At 71.7% G+C, this 20,999-nt stretch carries 22 protein-coding genes; 10 read left to right on the top strand and 12 right to left on the bottom strand.

Annotation, left to right across the window (positions count from 1 at the left end):
• Positions 1-43: 43 nt before the first annotated feature.
• Entirely contained in the window at positions 44-1,705 is a 1,662-nt protein-coding gene (locus ACE3Q8_RS20215; RefSeq protein WP_374472308.1) for a M28 family metallopeptidase, read from the top strand.
• Positions 1,706-1,885: 180 nt separating this feature from the next.
• Here ACE3Q8_RS20215 and ACE3Q8_RS20210 read toward each other — a convergent pair whose 3' ends face one another.
• Positions 1,886-2,017 (bottom strand): hypothetical protein, encoded by a 132-nt coding sequence (locus tag ACE3Q8_RS20210; RefSeq protein ID WP_374472306.1) that lies wholly within the window; start codon positions 2,015-2,017, stop codon positions 1,886-1,888.
• A 67-nt stretch (positions 2,018-2,084) separates the two neighbouring features.
• On the bottom strand, positions 2,085-2,441 hold the full coding sequence (locus ACE3Q8_RS20205) for a DUF4186 domain-containing protein (RefSeq protein WP_374472304.1): 357 nt from the start codon (positions 2,439-2,441) through the stop codon (positions 2,085-2,087).
• 39 nt (positions 2,442-2,480) lie between these two features.
• Between ACE3Q8_RS20205 and ACE3Q8_RS20200 the strand changes: the two genes are divergently transcribed.
• Together ACE3Q8_RS20200 and ACE3Q8_RS20195 are read left to right on the top strand one after the other, a co-directional pair.
• A complete protein-coding gene (locus tag ACE3Q8_RS20200) occupies positions 2,481-3,221 on the top strand; it encodes an EcsC family protein (protein ID WP_374472303.1) in 741 nt (246 codons plus the stop codon).
• On the top strand, positions 3,218-3,685 hold the full coding sequence (locus tag ACE3Q8_RS20195; RefSeq protein WP_374472301.1) for a nuclear transport factor 2 family protein: 468 nt from the start codon (positions 3,218-3,220) through the stop codon (positions 3,683-3,685). Before ACE3Q8_RS20200 ends, ACE3Q8_RS20195 begins: the two co-directional genes overlap by 4 nt.
• 23 nt (positions 3,686-3,708) lie before the next feature.
• Here the strand turns inward: ACE3Q8_RS20195 and ACE3Q8_RS20190 are convergent, their stop codons facing one another.
• A complete protein-coding gene (locus ACE3Q8_RS20190; RefSeq protein WP_374472300.1) occupies positions 3,709-3,864 on the bottom strand; it encodes a hypothetical protein in 156 nt (51 codons plus the stop codon).
• Positions 3,865-4,110: 246 nt separating this feature from the next.
• Between ACE3Q8_RS20190 and ACE3Q8_RS20185 the strand changes: the two genes are divergently transcribed.
• Complete coding sequence (locus ACE3Q8_RS20185; RefSeq protein WP_374472298.1) at positions 4,111-5,880, top strand: adenylate/guanylate cyclase domain-containing protein; 1,770 nt, start codon at positions 4,111-4,113, stop codon at positions 5,878-5,880.
• A 35-nt stretch (positions 5,881-5,915) separates the two neighbouring features.
• Here the strand turns inward: ACE3Q8_RS20185 and ACE3Q8_RS20180 are convergent, their stop codons facing one another.
• Complete coding sequence (locus tag ACE3Q8_RS20180) at positions 5,916-6,335, bottom strand: hypothetical protein (protein ID WP_374472297.1); 420 nt, start codon at positions 6,333-6,335, stop codon at positions 5,916-5,918.
• A 68-nt stretch (positions 6,336-6,403) separates the two neighbouring features.
• On the bottom strand, positions 6,404-7,210 hold the full coding sequence (locus tag ACE3Q8_RS20175) for a Crp/Fnr family transcriptional regulator (protein WP_374472296.1): 807 nt from the start codon (positions 7,208-7,210) through the stop codon (positions 6,404-6,406).
• A gap of 127 nt (positions 7,211-7,337) precedes the next feature.
• Between ACE3Q8_RS20175 and ACE3Q8_RS20170 the strand changes: the two genes are divergently transcribed.
• The gene (locus ACE3Q8_RS20170) at positions 7,338-7,961 is read left to right on the top strand and encodes a peptidylprolyl isomerase (RefSeq protein WP_374472294.1); all 624 of its coding nucleotides are present in this window, start codon (positions 7,338-7,340) and stop codon (positions 7,959-7,961) included.
• Here the strand turns inward: ACE3Q8_RS20170 and ACE3Q8_RS20165 are convergent.
• Together ACE3Q8_RS20165 and ACE3Q8_RS20160 are read right to left on the bottom strand one after the other, a co-directional pair.
• Complete coding sequence (locus ACE3Q8_RS20165) at positions 7,958-9,043, bottom strand: response regulator (protein WP_374472292.1); 1,086 nt, start codon at positions 9,041-9,043, stop codon at positions 7,958-7,960. The two genes, ACE3Q8_RS20170 and ACE3Q8_RS20165, sit on opposite strands and share 4 nt — an antisense overlap.
• Before the next feature lie 284 nt (positions 9,044-9,327).
• Complete coding sequence (locus ACE3Q8_RS20160; protein ID WP_374472291.1) at positions 9,328-11,001, bottom strand: Ig-like domain-containing protein; 1,674 nt, start codon at positions 10,999-11,001, stop codon at positions 9,328-9,330.
• Between the two features lie 320 nt (positions 11,002-11,321).
• Here ACE3Q8_RS20160 and ACE3Q8_RS20155 point away from each other — a divergent pair, with 320 nt between their 5' ends.
• Together ACE3Q8_RS20155 and ACE3Q8_RS20150 are read left to right on the top strand one after the other, a co-directional pair.
• Entirely contained in the window at positions 11,322-11,573 is a 252-nt protein-coding gene (locus ACE3Q8_RS20155) for a hypothetical protein (RefSeq protein WP_374472290.1), read from the top strand.
• A 22-nt stretch (positions 11,574-11,595) separates the two neighbouring features.
• Positions 11,596-11,739, top strand: coding sequence for a hypothetical protein (locus tag ACE3Q8_RS20150; RefSeq protein WP_374472289.1), 144 nt, complete (start codon positions 11,596-11,598; stop codon positions 11,737-11,739).
• Positions 11,740-11,939: 200 nt separating this feature from the next.
• Here ACE3Q8_RS20150 and ACE3Q8_RS20145 read toward each other — a convergent pair whose 3' ends face one another.
• Together ACE3Q8_RS20145 and ACE3Q8_RS20140 are read right to left on the bottom strand one after the other, a co-directional pair.
• Entirely contained in the window at positions 11,940-12,230 is a 291-nt protein-coding gene (locus tag ACE3Q8_RS20145; RefSeq protein ID WP_374472287.1) for a hypothetical protein, read from the bottom strand.
• A gap of 61 nt (positions 12,231-12,291) precedes the next feature.
• On the bottom strand, positions 12,292-12,654 hold the full coding sequence (locus tag ACE3Q8_RS20140; protein ID WP_374472285.1) for an antitoxin Xre/MbcA/ParS toxin-binding domain-containing protein: 363 nt from the start codon (positions 12,652-12,654) through the stop codon (positions 12,292-12,294).
• A gap of 282 nt (positions 12,655-12,936) precedes the next feature.
• Between ACE3Q8_RS20140 and ACE3Q8_RS20135 the strand changes: the two genes are divergently transcribed.
• On the top strand, positions 12,937-15,606 hold the full coding sequence (locus ACE3Q8_RS20135) for a TonB-dependent receptor (RefSeq protein ID WP_374472283.1): 2,670 nt from the start codon (positions 12,937-12,939) through the stop codon (positions 15,604-15,606).
• An 81-nt stretch (positions 15,607-15,687) separates the two neighbouring features.
• On the opposite strand, the gene ACE3Q8_RS20130 is transcribed toward ACE3Q8_RS20135, so the two are convergent.
• Positions 15,688-17,691 carry a PAS domain S-box protein gene (locus ACE3Q8_RS20130; RefSeq protein WP_374472282.1) on the bottom strand — a complete coding sequence of 668 codons (2,004 nt, stop codon included), beginning with the start codon at positions 17,689-17,691 and terminating at the stop codon, positions 15,688-15,690.
• A gap of 120 nt (positions 17,692-17,811) precedes the next feature.
• On the opposite strand from ACE3Q8_RS20130, the gene ACE3Q8_RS20125 reads away from it, so the two are divergent.
• A complete protein-coding gene (locus ACE3Q8_RS20125) occupies positions 17,812-19,638 on the top strand; it encodes a DUF885 family protein (protein WP_374472280.1) in 1,827 nt (608 codons plus the stop codon).
• A 19-nt stretch (positions 19,639-19,657) separates the two neighbouring features.
• Here the strand turns inward: ACE3Q8_RS20125 and ACE3Q8_RS20120 are convergent, their stop codons facing one another.
• On the bottom strand, positions 19,658-20,101 hold the full coding sequence (locus tag ACE3Q8_RS20120) for a pyridoxamine 5'-phosphate oxidase family protein (RefSeq protein WP_374472278.1): 444 nt from the start codon (positions 20,099-20,101) through the stop codon (positions 19,658-19,660).
• A 74-nt stretch (positions 20,102-20,175) separates the two neighbouring features.
• Positions 20,176-20,391: an alkylphosphonate utilization protein gene (locus ACE3Q8_RS20115; RefSeq protein WP_374472327.1), complete on the bottom strand. Its 216-nt coding sequence runs from the start codon at positions 20,389-20,391 to the stop codon at positions 20,176-20,178.
• A gap of 229 nt (positions 20,392-20,620) precedes the next feature.
• Between ACE3Q8_RS20115 and ACE3Q8_RS20110 the strand changes: the two genes are divergently transcribed.
• The gene (locus ACE3Q8_RS20110; protein ID WP_374472277.1) at positions 20,621-20,992 is read left to right on the top strand and encodes a VOC family protein; all 372 of its coding nucleotides are present in this window, start codon (positions 20,621-20,623) and stop codon (positions 20,990-20,992) included.
• Positions 20,993-20,999: the final 7 nt, after the last annotated feature.

Raw genomic sequence — 20,999 nt, 5'->3', positions numbered from 1 at the left:
GGGCGGACTGGCCACCCGCGGATTTATGGCTATGGGTTCGCGGATGCGCACCCTCGTCCTTGCCGCGGCGCTGGCCGCCCTCGCCGCCCCCGCCGCCGCCCAATCCGCCGGCTCCGCGCCGATCGCCCCGGAGAAGCTGTCCGAGCACACCCGGATCCTCTCCGGGCCCGAGTTCCACGGCCGCGCGCCGGGCGGCCCGGGCGAGCAGGCGACCGTCGACTACGTGGTCGCCCAGTTCAAGGCGCTGGGCCTCACCCCGGCGGGCGACAACGGGGGCTGGACCCAGTCGGTGCCGCTGCTGCGCACCCAGGTCCGCGACGCGAAGGTGACCCTGTCCGCGGGCGGGCAGGCCCAGCCGCTCACCCAGTTCCAGGAGATCCGCCTCCATGCGCTGCGGCCGGACGCCCGGGTGCAGGTGGCCGACGCCCCGCTGGTCTGGGTCGGCTACGGCGTCACGGCCAAGGAGCGCGGCTGGGACGACTTCAAGGGGGTCGACCTGAAGGGCAGGGTCGCCGTCATGCTGATCAACGACCCGGACTTCGAGGCCAAGCCGGGCGAGCCGGTGGCCGGCAAGTTCGGCGGCCAGGCGGCGACCTATTACGGCCGTTGGACCTACAAGTACGAGGAAGCGGTGCGGCAGGGCGCGATCGGCGCCCTGATCATCCACGAGACCGCCGGGGCGGCCTACGGCTGGAGCACGGTGACCGCCTCGAACGGCGAGAGCTACGACGTTCAGCGCGCCGATCCCGCCAAGGAGAAGCTGGCTTTCGAGGGCTGGATCACCCGCGACCTCGCCGTGGACCTGTTCCGCAAGGCGGGCCTGGACTTCGAGGCGGAGAAGGCCCGCGCGCGCACCGCCGGCTTCACGCCCGTCGCGCTGAAGGACTCCGCCGTCTCGGTGGACCTGACGGTCGCCTCCGAGAAGCTGACCAGCCGCAACATCCTGGCCGCCCTGCCCGGCAAGTCGCGGCCGAAGGAAAGCATCATGTACGCCGCCCACTGGGACGCCTACGGGGTCGGTCCGGCGGACGCGCAGGGGAACACCGTGCGGCCCGGCGCCCTGGACGACGCCATCGGCGTGGGCGGAGTGATCGAGGTCGCCCGCGCCTTCAAGGCCGGCCCGCGGCCCGACCGGACCATCGTCTTCGCCGCCTGGACGGGCGAGGAGCGCGGCCTGCTGGGCTCGGAATACTACGCCCAGAAGCCCAGCTACCCGCTGGAGACCACCGTCGCCAACTTCACCCTCGACGTGCTGCAGCCGCTGGGACCGTCCCGCGATGTGGTGCTGGTGGGCGCCGGCCAGAACGAGCTGGAGCAGCACCTCGCCCGCGCCGCGGCCCGGCAGGGCCGCGTGGTCACGCCGGACGCGCACCCGGAGCGGGCTCTGTTCTACCGCGCCGACCACTTCTCCATGGCCAAGCGTGGGGTGCCGGTGCTGCTGCTGATGGCGCTGGGCGGCGCGCCGGACCTGGTGGAGGGCGGCCGGGCGGCCGGCGACCGCTGGGTCTCGGACTACACCGCCCGCTGCTACCACCAGACCTGCGACGCCTGGAGCGCCGACTGGGACCTGCGCGGCGCGGCCCAGGACGTGGCGGCGGTCTACGAGGCCGGCCGCGCGCTCGCCACCGGCCGCGCCTGGCCGCAGTGGAACGCGGGCTCGGAGTTCAAGGCGTTGCGCGAAGAGAGCGTCGCCCAGCGCAGGTAGCGTCTGCGAAAAAGAAGCCGTGGTCGGGCGCGGGGTGTCACATGTGGGTGCGCCCGACCACGGTCTGGCCATCGATCCGGGACGAGGCCCGCTCCCCCGCCGCGCGCGCCACGCAGGCGTGGGCGAGCCGAGAGGCGCCGGCCAGGCGGCCGGCCCGGGGAGGAGTGGGCGGCCGTCGGTCTAAGGTCCGGGATCTGGACCAAGCAGGAAGGCGACTGCGCCGAACACGGAGGCGATCAGGAGGCAGAGGAAGGGCAGGCTGCGCCAGAGCCGCTCGGCCCAGGCCGTCTCACGCCGTCCGCCACCGTCCATCTGCCCCTCCGCACTCGACCAGCCGGGCGACCATGGTCGATCGGCCGCAGCGGGCCTGTGACGCGGGTCACAGACTGCCGGCCGCCGCCAGCCAGCGCGAGATCGCCGCAAGGACGTGGGCCCGCTCGGCCGCCTCGAGCGCCCGGCCCGGCGGAATCCCGTGCCACTTGGCGAGGCAACCGCGGCAGCAGGTGGCGGTGGCGTGCTGGGCGACGAACACGGGGTGGCCGCGCATCGGCGTCTGGCGCCCGTCGTTGGCCGGCGCCGCCGGAGCCAGCCGGCGGTCGACGAAGTCGCGGCCGTGGGCCAGCACCGTCTCCAGGCCACGTTCCGCCAGGTAGGCCCGGTCCTTCGGCCCGAGCGCGAAGCGGCGGCGGAAGGCCGATCCGCGCAGCCGCTCGAACACCTCGTCCAGATTTCTCATGCGCGCGCGCCCATGGCGCGTTTAGATGGGGTCCCGCCCATGCCCGCCACCCCGCCCTTCGCCGCATCCGACGCCGACTACCACGCCTGGGCCGCCGGCGAGGTGGCGCACTGGCGCGCCCGGACGCTGAAGCCGGCCGGCGCCGTCGACCGCGCGGCCCGCGGCCTGCAGCAGCGGATCAACCGGGCGATCCCGGAGCGGGTGCACGAGACGGTCACCGCCGTCATTGAGCGGCTGACCCGCACCATCCTGACGGGGGCGGACCTCACCACCGGTGAGCCGCACCGGGGACTTCCGCTGCAGGAGCGAGACCGGCGCGCGCGGCGGGCCATCGAGGGCTTCCGCACGGCCGCGGCGGTGGAAGGCGGGGTGACGGGGGCCGGCGGCTTCTGGATGGCCATGGCCGACTTCCCCGCCCTGCTGACCCTGAAGATCAAGCTGCTGTTCGACCTGGCGGCGATCTATGGCCACGAGACCGAGGAGTTCGCCGAGCGGCTCTTCCTGCTGCACGTCTTCCAACTGGCCTTCTCGGGCGCCGGGCGGCGCGCCGACGTGCTGCACGCGCTGGAGGACTGGGACGCCCGGGCGCATCCCCAGTCCTACGAGGCGTTCGACTGGCGGCGCTTCCAGCAGGAGTACCGGGACTACATCGACCTGGCGAAGCTCGCCCAGATGCTGCCGGTGATCGGCGCGCCGGTGGGGGCCGTGGTCAATTGGCGGCTGACGGAGCGGCTCGGCGAGACGGCCATGAACGCCTACCGCATGCGGGCGCTGGCATGAGGGCCCTGGTCGCCGCCGCCGGCATCGCGCTGGCCGCCGCCGCGCCCGCCCGGGTGACCGAGGCGCAGGCGCGCGATCTGGTGGCCCGCCTGGAGCGCGCCTGGAACGCCGGCGACGTGGCCGGCTGGGCGGCCCTGCACGCCCCGGGCGCGCGCTTCACCGACCAGACGATCACCCCCAAGGGCGAGACCGTCGCCTACGGGACGAGCACGCTGCCTCAGGCCCGAACCCAGGCCGAGCGCTTCTTCTCAAAGTCGAAGGTCCGCGAGAGCGGACAGGTCGAGCGGGTGGAGATCGCTCCGGACGGCCGCTCCGCGCGGGTCACCGTCCGCAAGCTCAGCCGCATCACCACCGCGGGACGCGAGCGGCTGTCGTGTGCGGTGAGCGTCCAGACGCTCGCCCTGGACGGCGGCCGGCTCGTCTCGCGCGGTCGGACCGACACCCTCTATCGCTGCCGGCGGTGAGCGGGGCGGGCGCACGGCGCCGCTCACGCGTAGCAGCTCGAGACGGCCAGCAGACCGCCCAGGAGCACGCACAGCACGAGCCCGCCGGCGAAGTCTGACCACACCACGCGGCGCCAGCTCTTGCGATCCCTCGTGGCGGCTCCGAGCCAGCGGCCGCCCTTTCGCTCGCCAAACCACATCCGGCCACGCTCCGCACGGCGCTTGCGCCTTGTGATCGGGCGCGCGGCGAGGTATCGCGCCGGTCCGGCCGCGCGCCTGTGACGCTTGTCACAGGCGCGTGGTCACGAGGCCCGCACCGACGGACGTAACCAACGGACGTCACTTCGAATTCTTGCCTTCGAAGATCACGGGTCGCATGCTGCGCCGCAGCGATCCGCATCAGGGGCGCCGGACTTGTCCGGTGTGCGGTCGACGGGAGAGGGTTTGTGGGGAGCAGGAAGGTCGAACGGCGTCTGGCCGCCATCCTGGCCGCCGACGTGGCAGGCTACAGCCGCCTCGTCGCCGCCGACGAGGAAGGCGCGCTCAGGCGGTTCGGCGCGCACCTGCGCGAGGTGGTCGAGCCGGCGGTGGCCGAGCACGACGGCCGGATCTTCAAGACGACCGGGGACGGCCTGCTGGTGGAGTTCGGCAGCGCGGTGAGCGCGCTGCGCTGCGCGCTGGCCATCCAGACGGCCGTGGGCGACCGCAACCGGCCGGTGGCGGACGACGCCCGGCTGGAGTTCCGCATCGGCATCCACACCGCCGACGTTGTGATCGAGGGCGACGACATCTTCGGCGACGGGGTGAACATCGCCGCCCGGCTCGAAGCCCTGGCCGAGCCCGGCGGCATCTGCGTCTCGGCCCGCGTGCAGGAGGACACCCAGGGCCGGCTCGAGGCGACCTTCGACGACCTGGGCGACCAGGCGCTGAAGAACATCCCCCGACCGGTGCGCGCCTACCGCGTGCGCCTGGGCGAGGCGCCGGCGGTGGAGACGCGGGCGTCCCTGCCGCTGCCGGCCAAACCGTCCATCGCCGTGATGCCGTTCCACAACATGAGCGGCGACCCCGAGCAGGAATACTTCGCCGACGCGATCACGGAGGACATCGTCACGGCGCTGTCCCGCTGGCGCTGGTTCTTCGTCATCGCCCGGGAGTCCAGCTTCGCCTTCAAAGGCCGCGCCGGCGACGCCGGCCGGGTCGGGCAGGAGCTGGGCGTCCGCTACGTCCTGGAAGGCAGCGTGCGCCGTTCGGGCCAGCGGGTGCGGGTCACCGCCCTGCTGCTGGAGGCCGCCACCGGCGCCCACATCTGGGCCGACACCTTCGACCGCGAGATGGTGGACATCTTCAGCCTGCAGGACGAGATCACCGAGCAGGTGGTGGGCGCCATCGAGCCGGCGATGCTGCATTCCGAAGGCGCCCGCGTGGCGCGGAAGAGCCCGCACGACCTCACCGCCATCGACTGCTTCCAGCGCGGCATGTGGCGGCTGAACAAGATGTCCAGGGCCGACTGGCAGGCGGCCATGGAGCTGTTCCGCCAGGCGGTGGAGCGCGACCCGGACCTCGCCCTCGGCCACATCGGCCTGGCCCGCGCGCTCTACGGGGCGGCGATCTACGGCTGGTCCGAGCAGCCCAAGGCCGACATCATCGACTCCTACGCCTCGGCGCTGAACGCCATCCGCTGCGACCCGCGGGACGCCTACGGCTACTTCGCCGCGGCCGGCGCGGCGCTCTACCTCGGCCGGCACCGCGAGGCGCTGGAGGCGGCGCGCAAGACCATCGCCCTCAACCCGAACTTCGCCTTCGGCCACTTCCGGCTGGGGCAGGTGCTGATCTTTTCAGGCCGCGCCAAGGAGGCCATCGCGCCCATCGAGCGCAGCCTGCGGCACAGCCCCTACGATCCGCAGCTCGGCCCGATGCACAGCATGCTGGCGCTGGCCCACTTCCACGCCGGCGATTTCGCCGAGGCGGTGGGCCAGGCCGAGGCGGCGCTTCGGCTGAACTACACCCCGGCCACCTCGATCCTCGCCGCCTCTCTCGTGCGGTTGGGCCGTCTGGAGGACGCGGCGCGCGCCTTCCCGGTCGAGCTGCAGGCCAGGCTGCGGGCGCGCAACGTGCACCCTCAGCCCTACGCCAACGCGGCCGACCGGGACGCCCTGCTCTCGGCCGTGCGCGAGGCCAGCGAGGCAGGCGCCCTGGCGCGACAGGCCGACGCCTGAGCCCAGGACGGCCCGCCGGCTGCCCGGCGCTGCGGCTAGGACTGCTGCGCCGAGCGGGCGCCCGCCGCGCTGGGCCCCGAGATCGGGTGAGCGTCGTCCGGATAGCGGCTCTTGATGAGCACCGTGACGCCGCCCTTGGTGGTCTGCGTGTCCGGGGCCTGCCAGATGTTCAGCTCCCAGTCGTAGCCGGGCGCCCAGGCGAAGGTCACCTGGGTCGGGGGCTCGGTGGACAGCGCCTGGTGGATCACCGCGTCGACGCCCGCACGGATCGCCGGCGGGATCTCCTTGATGTAGGTCTGCCACGCGCTCACCAGCCGCGGCTGGGCTTCCATGAGGAAGGCGTAGTCCGGGTTCGCGCCCGGGGCGAACATGTCCCGGCGCTTGGCCAGCTCCTGGATCTTCTCGCGCCCCATGTAAACGTTCAGCTCAGAGAGCATCGTCTGCAGCATCGGCATCTTGGGTCCCCCTTATATGTCTGCGTCCCGACTCGTCGGTGACGACGATACGCCAGTCGCTTGGCCTGTCAGCCGGCCAAACGTTCCTTCACCACCCCCTGCAGGCGTTCGGGGGACAGGAGCCGGACGCCCGACGGCGTCTTCTCCACCCACCCCTCGTTCATCCAGTCGCGGAGCTTGCGGTTCACCTTCTCGCGGCTCACGCCCACCCGGCGGGCCATTTCGGTCTGGGTGAGCGCGATGAGGCCGCGGGCGCTCTGCTCGGCGAGCAGCAGCCGCGCGAGCCGTCCCCCCAGGTCCAGGGCCGTGCGCGCCTCCAGGTCCGCGTTGGTCGCCCGTAGCCGCCGGCTGAGCTCGGCCACCAGGGCGACGGCCGCCTTGGGCTCTGCCTCCAGCACCTCCAGCAGGGCGGCGCGCGGAATGCGCCAGAGACGGGTCTTGCGGGTGGCGACCATGTCCGCCGAGCGCGGACCACCGTCCAGGACGGCCATTTCGCCGACCACCGAGCCGCGGCCGAAGGCGGTGAGGCGGATCTCGCGCCCGCCGGCCGTGGTCGAACGGATCTCCACCTCGCCGTCCAGAACCACGAACACCGCGTCGCCGGGGTCGCCCTCCTGGGCGAGCAGCACGCCGGGCGCGAGCGCCACGGGCGCGCCGCGCCGGGCGAGGCCCACGGCCGCCGCGGCCGAGATGTGCTTCAGCACCTCGTTCTGCGCCAGCGCGGCGCGCACCTGGTCGAAGTCGTCCGCAACCTGAGGGATCAAGCCCACCTCCCGCCCGCGGGTCTGTCGACCAGCATGACCCGATCCGCGCGCCACGGCCACGTCGAAGGACGTACCCGACGCCGCTTTGCGGCCGGCCGCCGATTCCTTCATCTTCGCCTCCTGGGAGAATCCGCCGCCCTGCTAGGGCCGCGCTCGGCCCAGGCGATGTGACCTGCGTCACAGCGAGCCGCGGCGATAGGGGCTTGGGGGCCGCGCGGGGGCGGTCTAGCCTTCCCCCATGTCCCTCACCCGCCGCGCCCTCGCCGCCGCCGCCGCCCTGGCGCTGCTCGCCCTTCCCGCCCGCGCCCAGGAGGCGCCGGCCACGGTGCGGGTGGCGCTGACGACTGCTCAGGGCGTGATCGTGCTGGAGCTGGAGACCGCGCGGGCCCCGGTCACCACGGCGAACTTCCTGAAGTACGTGGACCGCAAGCTCTACGACGGCGCGGCCTTCTACCGGGCCTCGACCGCGCCGGGCGGCCCCAAGGACTACGGGCTGCTGCAGGGCGGGCTGCAGAACGATCCGAAGAAGGTGCTGCCGCCGATCGCGCACGAGAGCACGCTGAAGACCGGGCTTTCCAACAAGGACGGGACGATCGCCATGGGGCGGCACGCGCCGGGCACCGCCCAGGCCGACTGGTTCATCTGCGTGGGCGACCAGTCCTATCTGGACGCCGACCCCAAGGACCCGAAGAACCCCGGCTTCGCCGCCTTTGGCCGGGTGGTCGAGGGCATGGACGTGGTGAAGAAGATCCTCGCCATGCCGGTGGACCCGAACCGCGGCGAGGGCGCGATGAAGGGCGAGATGCTGGTCCAGCCGGTGCGGATCGTCACCGCCCGGCGGGTCGCGCCCGTCGCGCCTTAGGCGACGGCGCTCAGGTCCTCGCTCTCGCGCGACAGGGCGCGCGCGAGCGCGGTGAGCAGGCCCGCGGCGGTGATCGGCATCGGCATGTGCAGGTCGGCGCCGGCAGCCACCGCCTGGGCCGCGGCGGCGCCGTCCTTCGAGACCGCCAGGATCGGGGTGCGCCGGAGGCCGGCCTCGGCCTCACGGCGGCGGACGACCCGCACGCCGTTCAGCCCGTCGCCCATCTCGACGTTCATCAGGATCAGGTCGAAGGCCTCGGAAGCTGCGAGCTGGGCCGCCTCGGCGCCGGAGTGGGCCTCGGAAAGCTCGACCTCCACATCCGTTTCGGCGAACACCATCCGCACGCCGTGGCGCCGGGCCGGATCGGCGTCGGCGGAGAGCACGCGGATGCGCGCCGGGCGGGCGGGCGCCGCCTTGGTCTTCCGCGGCCGGGCGGCGGCGCCCTGCGGCTGAGCCTCGGCGGCCAGGCGGTCGAGCGAACGGGCCGCCCCCTCGATCACCGCGATCATCTTCTTCAGGTCCGGGGTCTCGCAGACCCGCGTCAGCACCTTGGCCGCGCCCAGCAGGCCGTCCAGCGGGGCCCGCACCTCGGGCGTGAGCTCGTTCAGCACGGCCGACTTGTTCTGCGCCTGCTCGATGGAGTCCTGCAGGCAGCTCAGCGTCTGCTCCAGCTCGCGATAGGCCGCGCGGTTCTGGTCCTCGGCTCGCTTGCGGCGGAGCTGCATCTCCACCCGCGCGGCGGCCACCTCCATGTCCACCGGCTTGGTGATGTAGTCGTTGGCGCCCATCAGCAGGGCCTCGACCACGTCCTCGCTGGCCGACTTGGCGGTGACCATGATCACCGGCAGCTCGTTCTCGCTGTGGTCCTCGCGGACACGCCGCAGCACCTCCAGGCCGTCGACGCCCGGCATCATGATGTCCAGCAGCACGACGTCGAACGGCTCGCGGGCGATCAGGTTGAGCGCCGACAGGCCGTCCTCCGCCTCCACCACCTCGTAGCCCAGGCGCGTGAAGCGGCGGTTCAGGATGATCCGGTTGTCCTCGGTGTCGTCGACCACCAGGAGACGGGGAAGGATTTGCACTTGCATGGGTCACGGGCGGCTGGGGCGCGTCGGCGCGTTGGAAGGCTCGCCCGCCACTTTCGCTCCGCACGCTTAAGTAACGGTGTATGGCGAACGACAACCTAGCGTCAGCCGCTCACCGCCCTGGCCACCAAGACCCAGAACGCGCCGCAGAGCCCCACCCCGGCCGCCAGAGCGGCCAAACGCACCACACGTGTACTCATCACGCCCCACTCGAGCCGGATACAACCGGAAGCAGCAGAACGCGCAGGGCCGCCTCGGGGTTGCAGCCCGGACGGCCTCCGTCAGCCGAACAGGAAGTCGCCGGCCGAGAGGCTGCTGAGGCTGACGCTCTTCAGGGTGAGGACGTGATCGGCGTCCAGGGTGATGACCACGTCGTAGCCCTTCTGGGCCGCGTGGGCCTTCACGTCGGCGAAGCTGTCGGCCAGGGCGTCGTCGATGCGGATCTGATCCGCGCCGGCGCGGAAATCCGTCACCGTCGCCTTGCCGGCCCCGAAGTCGAACACGAAGAGATCGCGGCCCGCGCCGCCGGTCAGGACGTCGTCCGGCCCCGCGACCAGTACGTCCGCGCCCGAGCCGCCGACCAGCTTGCCGAACTGGGCCCTGGTGATCAGGGCCGCGCCCGCCGAGCTGGCGGTGTTGCCCGCCGCGTCCGCCGCGGCGGCCGTGAAGCTATGGGCAGCGGTGTCGGTGATCGCGTTGTCGAGGCTCCAGCGTCCGTCCGCGCCGGCCTCCGTGACGCCCACCGTGCGGTAGCCGTCGTAGACGGTGACCCGGGCGCCGGCCTCGGCCACGCCCGAGAGTCCCTGCAGGGTCACCGCGCCGATCACCGGCGCCGCAGGGCCCTGGGCGTCGACGGCGACCGCCAGCGCGTCGGAGCGGACCGAGACGCCCGACGCGTCGGTCGCCACCGCGGTCAGGCTGTGATCGCCGTCGGAGAGCGCGCTGGTCGTCAGGTGGAAGGCGCCGCTGCGGTCGGCCTGGCCCTGGGCCACCAGCTTCGCCCCGTCGTAGAGCTTCACCTGGGCGTAGGCGCCCGTGACGCCGTCGATCTGCACCTGGCGCACGTTGGTGAGGCCGTCGCCCTTCACGCCGCCGTCGGTGCGGGCGGCCAGGGCCAGCTCGGTGGGCGCGACGGCGGCCATGGCGAGCGCCTTCTCGGCATAGTCGGCGGCCAGGCCGACGCCGGCATAGGTGAGGCCGAGCGTGGTCTTCAGCGCCTGGCCTTCGCTCTCGTCCGCCGACATGGCCCCGGCCGCCAGGCCGATCGCCTTCAGGAGGGAGACGTCCTCCTGAGAGAAGCCCTGCATGGGATCGCCGGAACGCCGCTCGCCGGAGAGCGCCATCCCGAGCGCGAGCGCGCCCACGGCCGTGCCGGTGGCCGCCTGGGCGCTGTCGCCGTCGCCTTCCGCGCCGCCAGAGAACACCGAGACCTTGCCCTTCTCGAGCATCAGGGCGCCCGTGCCGGTCTCGCCGGCGTCGCCGAACCAGAGCGAGGTGCTGGCGTCTATGGCGAAGCCGGGCTTGCCGGCGACCGGGAGCTGGCCGCCCGAGCCGCAGGACTTCAGGACCTCGCCGCAGTAGGTCTTCACGTCGTAGCAGGAGCTGGCCGGGGCGTAGCGGAACGAGAAACTGCCGGTGATGGCGAGCGCCGCGCTGAAGGTGTTCACCTCTCCGCCCGCGAGCGGCATGGCCGCCTCCAGCGTAGTGGAGAGGTCGAAGGCGACGGTCACCTGGTCGCCCGTGCGGACGATCTGCAGGGTGAGCGCGGTGGCGGTGGAGAAGCTGAGGCCCGTCTCGCCGCCGCAGCCGGAGAGGGTCACCTGCCCTTCCTTATAGACCGACAGGTCGACGGCCGGCCCGGTCTCAAGGAGGGCCGCGGCCCCGGTATAGGCGGCGGACGCCAGCGGACTGGTCACGCTGGCCTCGTAGGTCTGCTGGATCGCGGCGTCCGACATCTCAGTCCCCCTTCAACCACAAGGCGCCGTCCCGCGCCCGGAGCCGAGCCACTACGGCCAAGCTAAATGATTGTCTCTTCTGCGCTTTTCTGCGCCGCGCGCACCGAACGCGGATCGAACGGTCACGCCACGCGACCCACCGCCGCACCCAGGGGTTGCGGCCCGCCGCGCTCTCGGCGGAGCCGGGCTGCGACATCTCGTCCGGCCCACGACGACCGGGCCGGAACCTCGACAACAAATGCGTGATCGGCTCCGCCTGGCCGGGCGGGAACCGGCAGCGTGGCCGCGCTTTTTACGGCCCAGTCCGAGGAGAGACTTGCTTGAACAGGCCGCTAGACACCGCCCGACGCGCCGTCCGGGCCCGGATCGCCCGGAGCCTCGCGCGCTGCCGGCGCGCCCTCGCCCGCCGCCCGGCCGCCCCGGTCGCGGCGGCTCCGGAAGGCCGCCCGTTCGTGTTCCCGCACCCCCGGACGCTGTACCGCCAGGAGTTGCAGCGCCTCGAGCGCGAGCAGTTCCCCATGTGGCGACCGGACCCGGCCCGGGTCCGCGCCCTTCAATCGCAAGGCGCGTGAGCGCGCGCCGAGGAGCCCTGACGTGAAGACCCGCACCCCTCGCCCGTTCCAGGTGGTCTATCGCCGCAAGAAGGTGATCCACCGTCCCGACATCCGCCCGCACCGCGCGCTCGCCGCGCGCGCCCAGGGCGACCTCAGCGGCCTGATCCTCTACGGCCAGGGCTGATCGCGCGGCGAACCGCCCTCGCCCTGAAGCCGATCAAGCTTGTCGCGCGCCGAAGCCGATCGCATCGCGCGGGCGCTGAACACCCCGACACCGGCGCCTGATCGCCGCGCTGCACGCCGAAACAAAGAACCCCGCCGCCCGGACGGGCGACGGGGTTCCTGACGAAGACCGCGGGCCGTCGCCGGCCCGCGGCGTCCGACTTAGTGGTTCTGGGTCGCGTTGGTGGCCGCGCTGCTGGCCGCCTGACCCGCGTCGGTCGGGCTGGTGTTCGGCGTGTTGCCGGTGGTGGCGCCGCCGTCGGCGTTGCCGGCCTGCTGCTCGACCGCGTCGGCCTGGGCGTTCAGCGCGCTTTCCTGCGCTTCGTTCGGGGTGGCGGCGGCCTGGGCTTCGAGCTGGTCGGCCTTGGCCTCGGCGGCCTTGTCGGCGCCGCTTTCGCAGGCGGCGAGGCTCAGCGCCGCGCAGGCGGCGGCGAACACGGTGATGGCGCGCATCGGGATTCTCTCCATTGATCAGTCCCCCTTCCACCTTCAGCGCACGAAAGCGTGATCGGTTTCATTTGTTAGGCTCGAGACCTTCCGCGGCGGCGAGCACGGGGGCGGTGATCCCGCGCCGCAGGCTCTCCAGGGGCGCGCCCCAGCCGAAGTCGGGATGCGGTGTGGTCAGGAAGAGGTAGACCGCCCAGGGGTCGTCGCCGAGCAGCTCGAACAGCCGGGGCAGGCCGGGCAGTAGCGAGCGGTCGGCGGCCACCTGCCACATGGGGGCACGGATGCAGTCCGGCCCCACCTCGAAGGCCAGCACCTCCCGCGCCAGCCGGCGACGGTCGAGCTCGGCCGGGCCGAGGCCCGCGAGCTGGCCGAAGCCGTCACCGGACAGCATGTCTGACTGCCGGAGGATCGAAGCCTCCAGCCCGGCCATACGGCCCCGCCTACCGGGACGCCCCACGCCGCCCGAGTCCGCCACGCCTGCACATCCCCCGTCGCGCCTGCCCACGCCAGGCGCCCGCCGATGCTGCGGGAGGCGGCGGCGCAAAGTCCTGTGACCGGGGTCATAGACAAGGCCGGCGCGCGCCGCCGGCGCGGCTTCACGAAGCTTTGCCGCAACCGTCAAGCCGGCGTCATCGAGGGCCCATAACGCCCCACCCGCCCGCCGGACCGTCGACATGGGGGCTGTCCCGGCGCTGACGGAGTGAAAGCCAAAATGCACAGATCGAGGACCACGCTCGCCGCCGGCGCAGCGTCCAGCATCATCGCCTTCGCGCTCATGGCCCAGCCGGCCGCGGCCCAGGAGGCCGGCGGCGAGGTGGACGAGGTGGTGGTGACCGGCTTCCGCGGCTCGCTGGGCGCGGCGCGCGAGCTGAAGCGAGACGCCACCATCCAGTCCGACGTGATCGTGGCCGAGGACATGGCCAAGTTCCCGGACCTGAACCTGGCGGAGTCGCTGCAGCGCCTGCCGGGCGTCGCCATCAACCGCGAGGGCGGCGAGGGCCGGCGGCTCAGCCTGCGCGGCCTCGGCCCAGACTTCACCCGGGTGCAACTGAACGGGATGGAGGTGCTGGGCAACGTCGATTCACCCATGGACAGCCGCGGCCAGACCTCCCGCGACCGCGCCTTCGACTTCAACATCTTCGCCTCGGAGCTGTTCTCAAAGGTGGACGTGCGCAAGTCCTTCTCGGCCGAGCAGGACGAGGGCGGCATGGCCGGGACGGTTGGCCTCTACACCGCCAAGCCGTTCGACTTCGGCGGCACGCGGGCGGCGGTCTCGCTGCAGGGCGGCACCAACTCGGCCACCGAGGACTTCCAGCCGCGCGTGGTGGGCATGCTCAGCCACAACTTCGACGACCGGTTCGGCGTGCTGGTCTCCGCCGCCTGGTCCAAGCGCGAGACCGAGGAGCAGGGCTACAACACCTATGCGCCGAGCCGGGTCACCTCGGGCGGGACCGACATCTCGCGCCTCAGCGCCGCCGACCAGGCGCTGATCAATGCCGGAACCTTGGTATTCCAGCGGGGCAACCGGCTGTCGGTGTGGGGCTCCGACCAGGAGCGCCTCGGCCTCACCGCGTCGGTCCAGTGGCGGCCGGCGGACAACCTGACGCTCACCCTCGACGGCCTGCACGGCGAGTTCACCAACGAGCGCCGCGAGCTGCACCTGGCCACACGGGCCTCGCAGGCGTCGACCATCCTCGGCGGCTCGGTCCGCCACTCAGGCGTCACCGCCCCGCCGCCGCGGCTGAACGCGGTCCGCTACGACCAGCACAACTCGGTGCTGTTCGCCGACGTGGACAACACGGTGTTCGCCACCGAGACCCGGCGCCAGTCGACCGAGAACACCTTCGACCAGGTGGTGCTGACCGCCGACTGGGAGATCTCCGACCGCTTCCGGATCGACGGCCACCTGGGCAAGGAGAACTCGGACTACGACATCCCGGTCTCCGACAAGTTCTACACCGAGGCGTTCGGCGGGCTGATCACGGACTACGACGCCGACGGCCGCGACGCGCGCAACACCTACAAGTGGGACACCACCGACCCGAACAACTACCGCGCCCACGAGATCGACTTGTCGGCGACCTACCAGGCCACAGAGCTGGAAAACGGCGAGGTGAACGCCGCCTTCGACGTCAGCGACGCGCTGACGCTGAAGGGCGGCCTGTCGTACCGTGGCTTCCGCAACTCCGGCTACCAGCAGGCGACGGACGACCTCCTGAAGACCGCCTGGGAGAACGGCACGGTCGATGACCGGGTGAACGACTACTACGAGATCTTCGACGAGCACGACGACCAGGCCTGGCTGATCGTCGACTGGGAAAAGGCCCTGGCCCGCTATGGCGTCACCCGGACGCTCTCGGCGCCGCGGTCGATCTATTCGGTGGAGGAGGACACCCGCGCGGCCTACCTGCAGCTCGACTGGCAGGCCAGCCTGTTCGGCCGGCCGGTGCGCGGCAACATCGGCGCCCGGGCCTACGAGACCAAGCTCACCTCGGCCGGCGTGGCCAACGTCGGCCCGGTGCGGGTGGAGGCCGAGTACTCTGGCGTCCTGCCGGCGCTCAACGCTGTGCTGGAGGTCACCGACAGCTTCCAGATCCGGGTCGCGGCGGCGCAGAACATCAACCGCCCGGCGCTGTCGGCCTACGCCATGAACGGGACGGTGAGCCTCGACGCGAACACCGGCTTCGTAACCGTCAACGTGGGCAACCCGAACCTCGACCCCTACACCTCCGACGAGTTCGACCTGTCGGCCGAGTGGTACTTCGGCGAGATCGGCATGGTCTCGGCCGGCGTCTTCCACAAGCAGATCGACGGCTTCGTGGTCAGCCAGCGGGTGACCGACGTGCCCTATTCGTCCACCGGCCTGCCGGACAACCTGATCGCAGGGGTCGGCGACTCGCGGAACGTCAACGAGTTCACCCGGCCGATCAATCTGAACGACGCCTCGGTGACCGGCCTGGAGCTCAGCGCCCAGACCGACTTCTTCTTCCTGCCGGGCTTCCTGAAGGACATGGGCGTGGTGGCCAACGTCACCGTGATCGACTCCGACACCACCTATCCGAACGGGGAGTCGGGCGAGATCTGGGGGATGAGCGACCTCACCCACAACGTCACGCTCTACTACGAGACCGCCCGCTGGGGCGCGCGGATCTCGTCCAACTATCGCTCGGAGTATCCGATCGACGGCGGCGGCTTCCGGGCCACCACCTACGTCGACGCCGCCGCCTTCTGGCAGCTCACCGACAAGGTGCGGCTGACCCTCGACGGGGTGAACCTCACCGACGAGCGCGAGATCCAGTTCAACGGCGCCGAGGCCAAGCGGCTGTGGAACGCCACCCACAGCGGCCGCACGGTGTTCGTGGGCGCCAACATCCAGTTCTGAGCGTCCGCCCGCCGGCCCGGCCTCGGGTCGGCGGGCTCGCTTCAGCCCGCGTCCCCGCGCCCCCTGGCTGACGCGCTGAGCTCAGCCCACGGGGCCGGGCGGCAGTCTCGCCTCGCGGCGCACGATGGCCCGCCGCAGCACGCGCGTGAGGTCGTCCACCGAATAGGGCTTCTGCAAGAGCTCGAACCCGTGACGGCCCTCCTGCGCCAGGACGTGGCTGTAGCCGCTCGTCAGGATGACCGGCATCTGCGGGTCCCGGCGGCGGATCTCGCGGCCGAGGTCCACCCCGTTCATCCCCGGCATGACCACGTCCGAGAACACCGCCGCATAGCGGCCGGGGTCCTCCTCGATCAGCCGCAGAGCCGCGGCGGCGTTGGGAGCCCAGGTGGTCTCGAACCCGAGCTCCGCCAGGATCTGGCTGGAGAAGGCGCCCACCTGCTCGTTGTCCTCGACGACCAGGACGTGCCCGCGCGGCGATCCCGTCTCCTGGCCCTCGCGCTCGCCGGCCGCCGCCGGCGCGCCGGCCTGGACCCGCGGCAGGTAGAGCCGGAAGACCGTCCCGCGGCCCGGCTCGCTCTCCACATCGATCTCGCCGCCGGACTGCTTGGCGAAGCCGTAGACCTGGCTGAGGCCGAGGCCGGTCCCCTTGCCCACCTCCTTGGTGGTGAAGAACGGCTCGAAGATCTGCGAGACCTGCTCGGCGGCGATCCCGCAGCCGGTGTCACGCACACTGACCTCCACGAAGTCGCCGTCGGCCGCCCCGTGGCCGCGGACCCGCGGCACCACCGTCGTCGGCTGAACTCCGATGACCAGCTCGCCGGCCTCGTTCATGGCGTCTCGGGCGTTGACCGCCATGTTCACGAGGGCGGTGTCGAACTGGGTCGGATCGGCCTCGACGTAGCAGACCTCGCACTCGGTCAGGGTGGTCAGCGTCACGCGCGACCCGACCACGGTCCCCAGCATGTCGCGGATGGCCTCGATCCGGTGGCCCACGCTGAAGACCTCCGGCCGCAGCGCCTGGCGGCGCGAGAAGGCCAGGAGCTGGCTGGTCAGCTTCGCCGCCCGGTCGGCGGTCTCGGCGATGGCGGCGACGTAGCGCTCGCGGCGATCCTCGGGGACGCCGGGCCGGCGCAGCATCTCGGCCGCGCCCCGGATGACGGTGAGCAGGTTGTTGAAGTCGTGGGCCACGCCGCCGGTGAGCTGGCCGATGGCCTCCAGCTTCTGGGACTGCCGCAAGGCCTCCTCCGTCTTCAGCCGGGTCGCCAGCTCATCCATGACCCGGCGCTCCAGCGTCTCGTTCAGGCGGCGGAGCTCGGCCTCGGCCTCCTTGCGCTCGGTGACGTCGAGGACGAACTCGATGACCTCGTCGGGGCTGACGCGGCGCGGCGCGAACAGGCCCCACCAGCGCCGGCCGTCCTTGCCGAAGTACTGCTTCTCGTAGGGGACCGCCTCCCCCAGAGCGTCGACCTGCTGAATGGCGCGCTCGCTCGCGGGCCAGAACTCCTCCGGGGTCAGCTCCTGCCAGGTCTTGCCGAGCGCCTCGTCGCGCGTGAAGCCGGTCATGGCCAGGAAGGCGTCGTTGACCTGCGTCAGGCCGAAGTCGGGGCCCCAGTAGATGATCCCCACGGTCTTGATCGCCAGGCTGCTCTGCAGGCGCTGCTCCGCCAGATGCTGTTCGGTGACGTCGGAGCCCTCGATGAAGATGCCGGTGACCGCGCCGTCGGCCCCGGTGACGGGCTGGAGCACGAGGTCGAGGACCCGCTCGGCGTGCGGATGGGCCGGCCCGTCCGGAGCCGGGTAGCGGGCGGCGGGGAACCGCATCGCCTCGCCCGAGCGGTAGGCCGCGTTCAGCACTTCGACGGCGCGGGCGGCCATCCCCGCCGGCAGGATCTCGTCGATGCGGCGGCCAACCACCTCGTTGCGGCCGCTGAGCTGGTGGAAGGCCCGGTTGGCGAGCACGATCCGATGGTTCGGTTCGCGCAGCAGCGCCATGAAGCTCGGCGCCTGCTCGAACATCTCGGAGAGACGCTCGCGCTCGTCGACGTGTTCGAGGCCTGCCGGGGTTAGGTCGCGCGTGTCATCCATCTGGGCCTGAACGCGCCCGGGCCGTCCCGGCGCCAAGGGGATGTGGCCTGACTTTCCAAGATTTCACTTATCCGGGGCGCGCCCGCCGCTAAGGTCGCCCACGTCATCCAGGGGCTCCTCATGTCACGCATCGCCGTCTCCACGCTCGCGCTCGCCGCCGTCCTCGTCGCCGCGCCGGCCCAGGCCCGGACCCAGGCGCCCGCCGCGCCGGCCGCCGCCCAGGCGCAGTCGGAGGACGCCCGGCTCGCCGCCTTCTTCCAGCAGGCCTTCCTCGAGAGCGCCCGCGAAAGCCCCGAGACGCTCACGGCGCTGGGCATGAAGGAGCGCTACGGCGAACTCGGCGACTACACCAAGGCCGGGCAGGACCGTCAGCTCGCGCTGGCCGAGGCGCAGCTCCTGCGCCTGAAGCGCGAGTTCGATCCGGCGCGGCTCAGCCCCGCCTCGCGGCTGTCGGCGCAGCTCTTCGAGAAGCAGGTGGAGACCAGCCGCCTTCTGGCGAAGTGGTATTGGCAGAACTACGCCGTCTCCTCGACCGGAAGCGGCCTCGACCAGATCCCGGTGATGCTGATCAACAACCACCGGGTCGACAGCGTCGCCGACGCGGAAGCCTACGTCTCGCGCCTGAAGGCGGTGGAGCGGGTCGCGGGCGAGGTCGCCGCCGACCTTGACGCGCGGACCGCCCGCGGCTTCCTGCCGCCGGCCTTCGTGTTCGGCCGGGTGATCCCCGACGCGCAGAACCAGATGAAGGGCGCGCCGTTCGACGCGGGCGCGGACCACGCCGTCTGGGCCGACTTCCGCAAGAAGATCGCCGCCCTGCAGGCCGACGAGGCCACCAAGGCCCGCCTCCTGGCGGCCGGCGAGGCGGCGCTGAAGGGCGAGTGGCGGCGCGGCTACCAGCGGTACATCGGCTCCCTCGAGGCCATGTCGAGGAAGGCCACCACGGTAAACGGCGTCTGGGCCCTGCCGGACGGCGAGCGCTACTACGCCGACACCGTCGGCTTCTTCACGACCACGCCGCTCACCCCCGACCAGATCCACCAGACCGGGCTGTCGGAGGTGGCGCGGATCCGGGGCGAGATGGACCAGATCCGCCAGAAGGTCGGCTTCAAGGGCTCGCTCGCCGAGTTCTTCGCCTTCGTGAAGACCGACGCGCGCTTCCACTACCCGAACACCGAGGCGGGCAAGCAGCAGTACCTGGCCGACGCCAAGCGGATCATCGCCGGCTACATGGCGGTGGCGAACCGGCAATTCTCCACCCTGCCGAAGCAGGCCCTGGAGGTGCGGGCCGTGGAGCCGTTCCGCGAGAAGACCGCCGCAGTCGCCTTCTACAATCCGGGCACGCCGGACGGCTCGCGGCCCGGCATCTTCTACGTGAACCTGTCGGACATGACCCAGGTGCTGAAGCCGCAACTGGAGGCCATCGCCTACCATGAGGGGGCGCCGGGGCATCACTTCCAGATCGCGCGCTCACTGGAGCAGCAGGACCTGCCGATGTTCCGCCGCTTCGCCTACTACGGCGCCTACCTCGAAGGTTGGGGTCTCTACGCCGAGCGGCTGGCCAAGGAGGGCGGCTTCTACCAGGACCCTTACAACGACTTCGGCCGGCTCTCGCTGGAGCTGTGGCGCGCCGCCCGGCTGGTGGTGGACACCGGCGCCCATTCCAAGCGCTGGAGCCGGGACCAGGTGGTCCAGTACCTGCGCGACAACACCCTGCTGACCGAGCGGGACATCCAGTCGGAGACCGACCGCTACTTCACGAGCCCGGGCCAGGCGACCAGCTACAAGATCGGCCAGCTCAAGATCCTCGAGCTGCGCGCCAAGGCGCAGCAGGCGCTTGGACCGAAGTTCGACCTCAAGGGCTTCCACGAGGCGGTGCTGGCGAGCGGCGCCCTGCCGCTGGACGTGCTGGAGGCCCAGGTGGACGCCTGGGTGGCGCGGACCCGCTGAGCGGGCCCGCGTCGGGGCGCTAGGAGACGCCCACCGGGGTCTCGCCCTCGTCCTCGCCGTCCCAGTAGTGGATCCGGGTAGCATGCACCTTCAGCAGGGCGATGCCCGGGGTGTCCGGCCCGTCCGGCCACCAGCGGTCGAGATCGGAGGTCCAGTGCTCGGCGAAAGCTGCGCGATCCTCGATGATCTCCGCGCGGCCCTCGATGGACAGGAACACCGGCGGCTTGCCGAGCAGGCCCTTGGAGCTCTGCGCCGAGAGGGTGACCTTCGGGTCGCGGCTGACGTCGGCGAAGGTCCGGGACTCCTTGTCCACGAAGAACCAACTGTCGCCGTCGTACTCGACATCGCGGTTGTTGCTCATCGGCCGACCGGCGATCTCGCCCCCGTCGGTGTGGGTGTTGAGCATCACGAAATCGATGTCCTTCAGCGTCTTCGCGACGTCCTTCAGGTCCATGTTGGCCATGCGATCACCTTCGCCTCGGCCGCCGGAGATTGGCGGCTCGCCGGCGGAAAGCCGACCCGCCCGGATCGGTTCCGCTAGACCTTGCGGACGAACTCCGCGCGCAGCACCAGGCCCTTGATGCCCTCGTGCCGGCAGTCGATCTCCTGTGCGTCGCCGGTCAGGCGGATGGCGCGGATCACCGTGCCGCGTTTCAGCGTCTGGCCGCCCGAGCCCTTGACCTTCAGGTCCTTGATCAGGGTCACGCTGTCGCCGTCGGCCAACAGATTGCCCACGGAGTCGCGGACCTCCACCTGTCCCGCCGTCCGCGCACGCTCGGCGGCCTCGGCGGCGCTGATCCACTCGCCCGAGGCCTCGTCGTAGACGAAATCCCCGCCGTCCTGGTCGCCGCTCATCGCCTGATCCCCTTCCCCGTGGAGCGCGGTGTAGCGCCGGCGCCGGGGCTGCGCCAGCCTTGCCCTCCCCAGCGTCACCCTCGGCACATCGCCGGCAGCCACAACACGCACCGGGAAGGGGAAGCGCATGTTCTCTCACGTGATGGTCGGGACCAACGACCTGGAGAAGGCGAAGTCGTTCTACGACGCCGTGCTGGGCAAGCTCGGCCTCGGGCCGGGCTTCCAGGACCGCCACCGCCTGTTCTGGATGTCGCCCACCGGCGTCTTCTCCGCCTCCCTCCCGATCGACGGTCAGCCGGCCTCGTGCGCCAACGGCGCCACCGTCGGGTTCCGCTGCGAGTCCACCGATCAGGTGGACGCGTGGCACGCCGCGGGCGTGGCGGCCGGCGGAACGTCCATCGAGGACCCGCCCGGCTGGCGCGAAGGACCCACGGGGCGGATGTACCTGGCCTATCTGCGCGATCCTGACGGCAACAAGCTCTGCGCCATGCACCGCTGATCCCGCG

This window comes from Phenylobacterium sp., assembly GCF_041913825.1.
GTDB lineage: Bacteria > Pseudomonadota > Alphaproteobacteria > Caulobacterales > Caulobacteraceae > Phenylobacterium.
This window is presented reverse-complemented; position numbering and strand designations above follow the sequence as displayed.

Coding starts and splice junctions, on each gene's coding strand:
- ACE3Q8_RS20215 (WP_374472308.1), top strand. CDS start 44: ATGCGCACCCTCGTCCTTGCCGCGGCGCTGGCCGCCCTCGCCGCCCCC.
- ACE3Q8_RS20210 (WP_374472306.1), bottom strand. CDS start 2,017: ATGGACGGTGGCGGACGGCGTGAGACGGCCTGGGCCGAGCGGCTCTGG.
- ACE3Q8_RS20205 (WP_374472304.1), bottom strand. CDS start 2,441: ATGAGAAATCTGGACGAGGTGTTCGAGCGGCTGCGCGGATCGGCCTTC.
- ACE3Q8_RS20200 (WP_374472303.1), top strand. CDS start 2,481: ATGCCCGCCACCCCGCCCTTCGCCGCATCCGACGCCGACTACCACGCC.
- ACE3Q8_RS20195 (WP_374472301.1), top strand. CDS start 3,218: ATGAGGGCCCTGGTCGCCGCCGCCGGCATCGCGCTGGCCGCCGCCGCG.
- ACE3Q8_RS20190 (WP_374472300.1), bottom strand. CDS start 3,864: ATGTGGTTTGGCGAGCGAAAGGGCGGCCGCTGGCTCGGAGCCGCCACG.
- ACE3Q8_RS20180 (WP_374472297.1), bottom strand. CDS start 6,335: ATGCCGATGCTGCAGACGATGCTCTCTGAGCTGAACGTTTACATGGGG.
- ACE3Q8_RS20175 (WP_374472296.1), bottom strand. CDS start 7,210: ATGAAGGAATCGGCGGCCGGCCGCAAAGCGGCGTCGGGTACGTCCTTC.
- ACE3Q8_RS20170 (WP_374472294.1), top strand. CDS start 7,338: ATGTCCCTCACCCGCCGCGCCCTCGCCGCCGCCGCCGCCCTGGCGCTG.
- ACE3Q8_RS20160 (WP_374472291.1), bottom strand. CDS start 11,001: ATGTCGGACGCCGCGATCCAGCAGACCTACGAGGCCAGCGTGACCAGT.
- ACE3Q8_RS20145 (WP_374472287.1), bottom strand. CDS start 12,230: ATGCGCGCCATCACCGTGTTCGCCGCCGCCTGCGCGGCGCTGAGCCTC.
- ACE3Q8_RS20140 (WP_374472285.1), bottom strand. CDS start 12,654: ATGGCCGGGCTGGAGGCTTCGATCCTCCGGCAGTCAGACATGCTGTCC.
- ACE3Q8_RS20135 (WP_374472283.1), top strand. CDS start 12,937: ATGCACAGATCGAGGACCACGCTCGCCGCCGGCGCAGCGTCCAGCATC.
- ACE3Q8_RS20130 (WP_374472282.1), bottom strand. CDS start 17,691: ATGGATGACACGCGCGACCTAACCCCGGCAGGCCTCGAACACGTCGAC.
- ACE3Q8_RS20125 (WP_374472280.1), top strand. CDS start 17,812: ATGTCACGCATCGCCGTCTCCACGCTCGCGCTCGCCGCCGTCCTCGTC.
- ACE3Q8_RS20120 (WP_374472278.1), bottom strand. CDS start 20,101: ATGGCCAACATGGACCTGAAGGACGTCGCGAAGACGCTGAAGGACATC.
- ACE3Q8_RS20110 (WP_374472277.1), top strand. CDS start 20,621: ATGTTCTCTCACGTGATGGTCGGGACCAACGACCTGGAGAAGGCGAAG.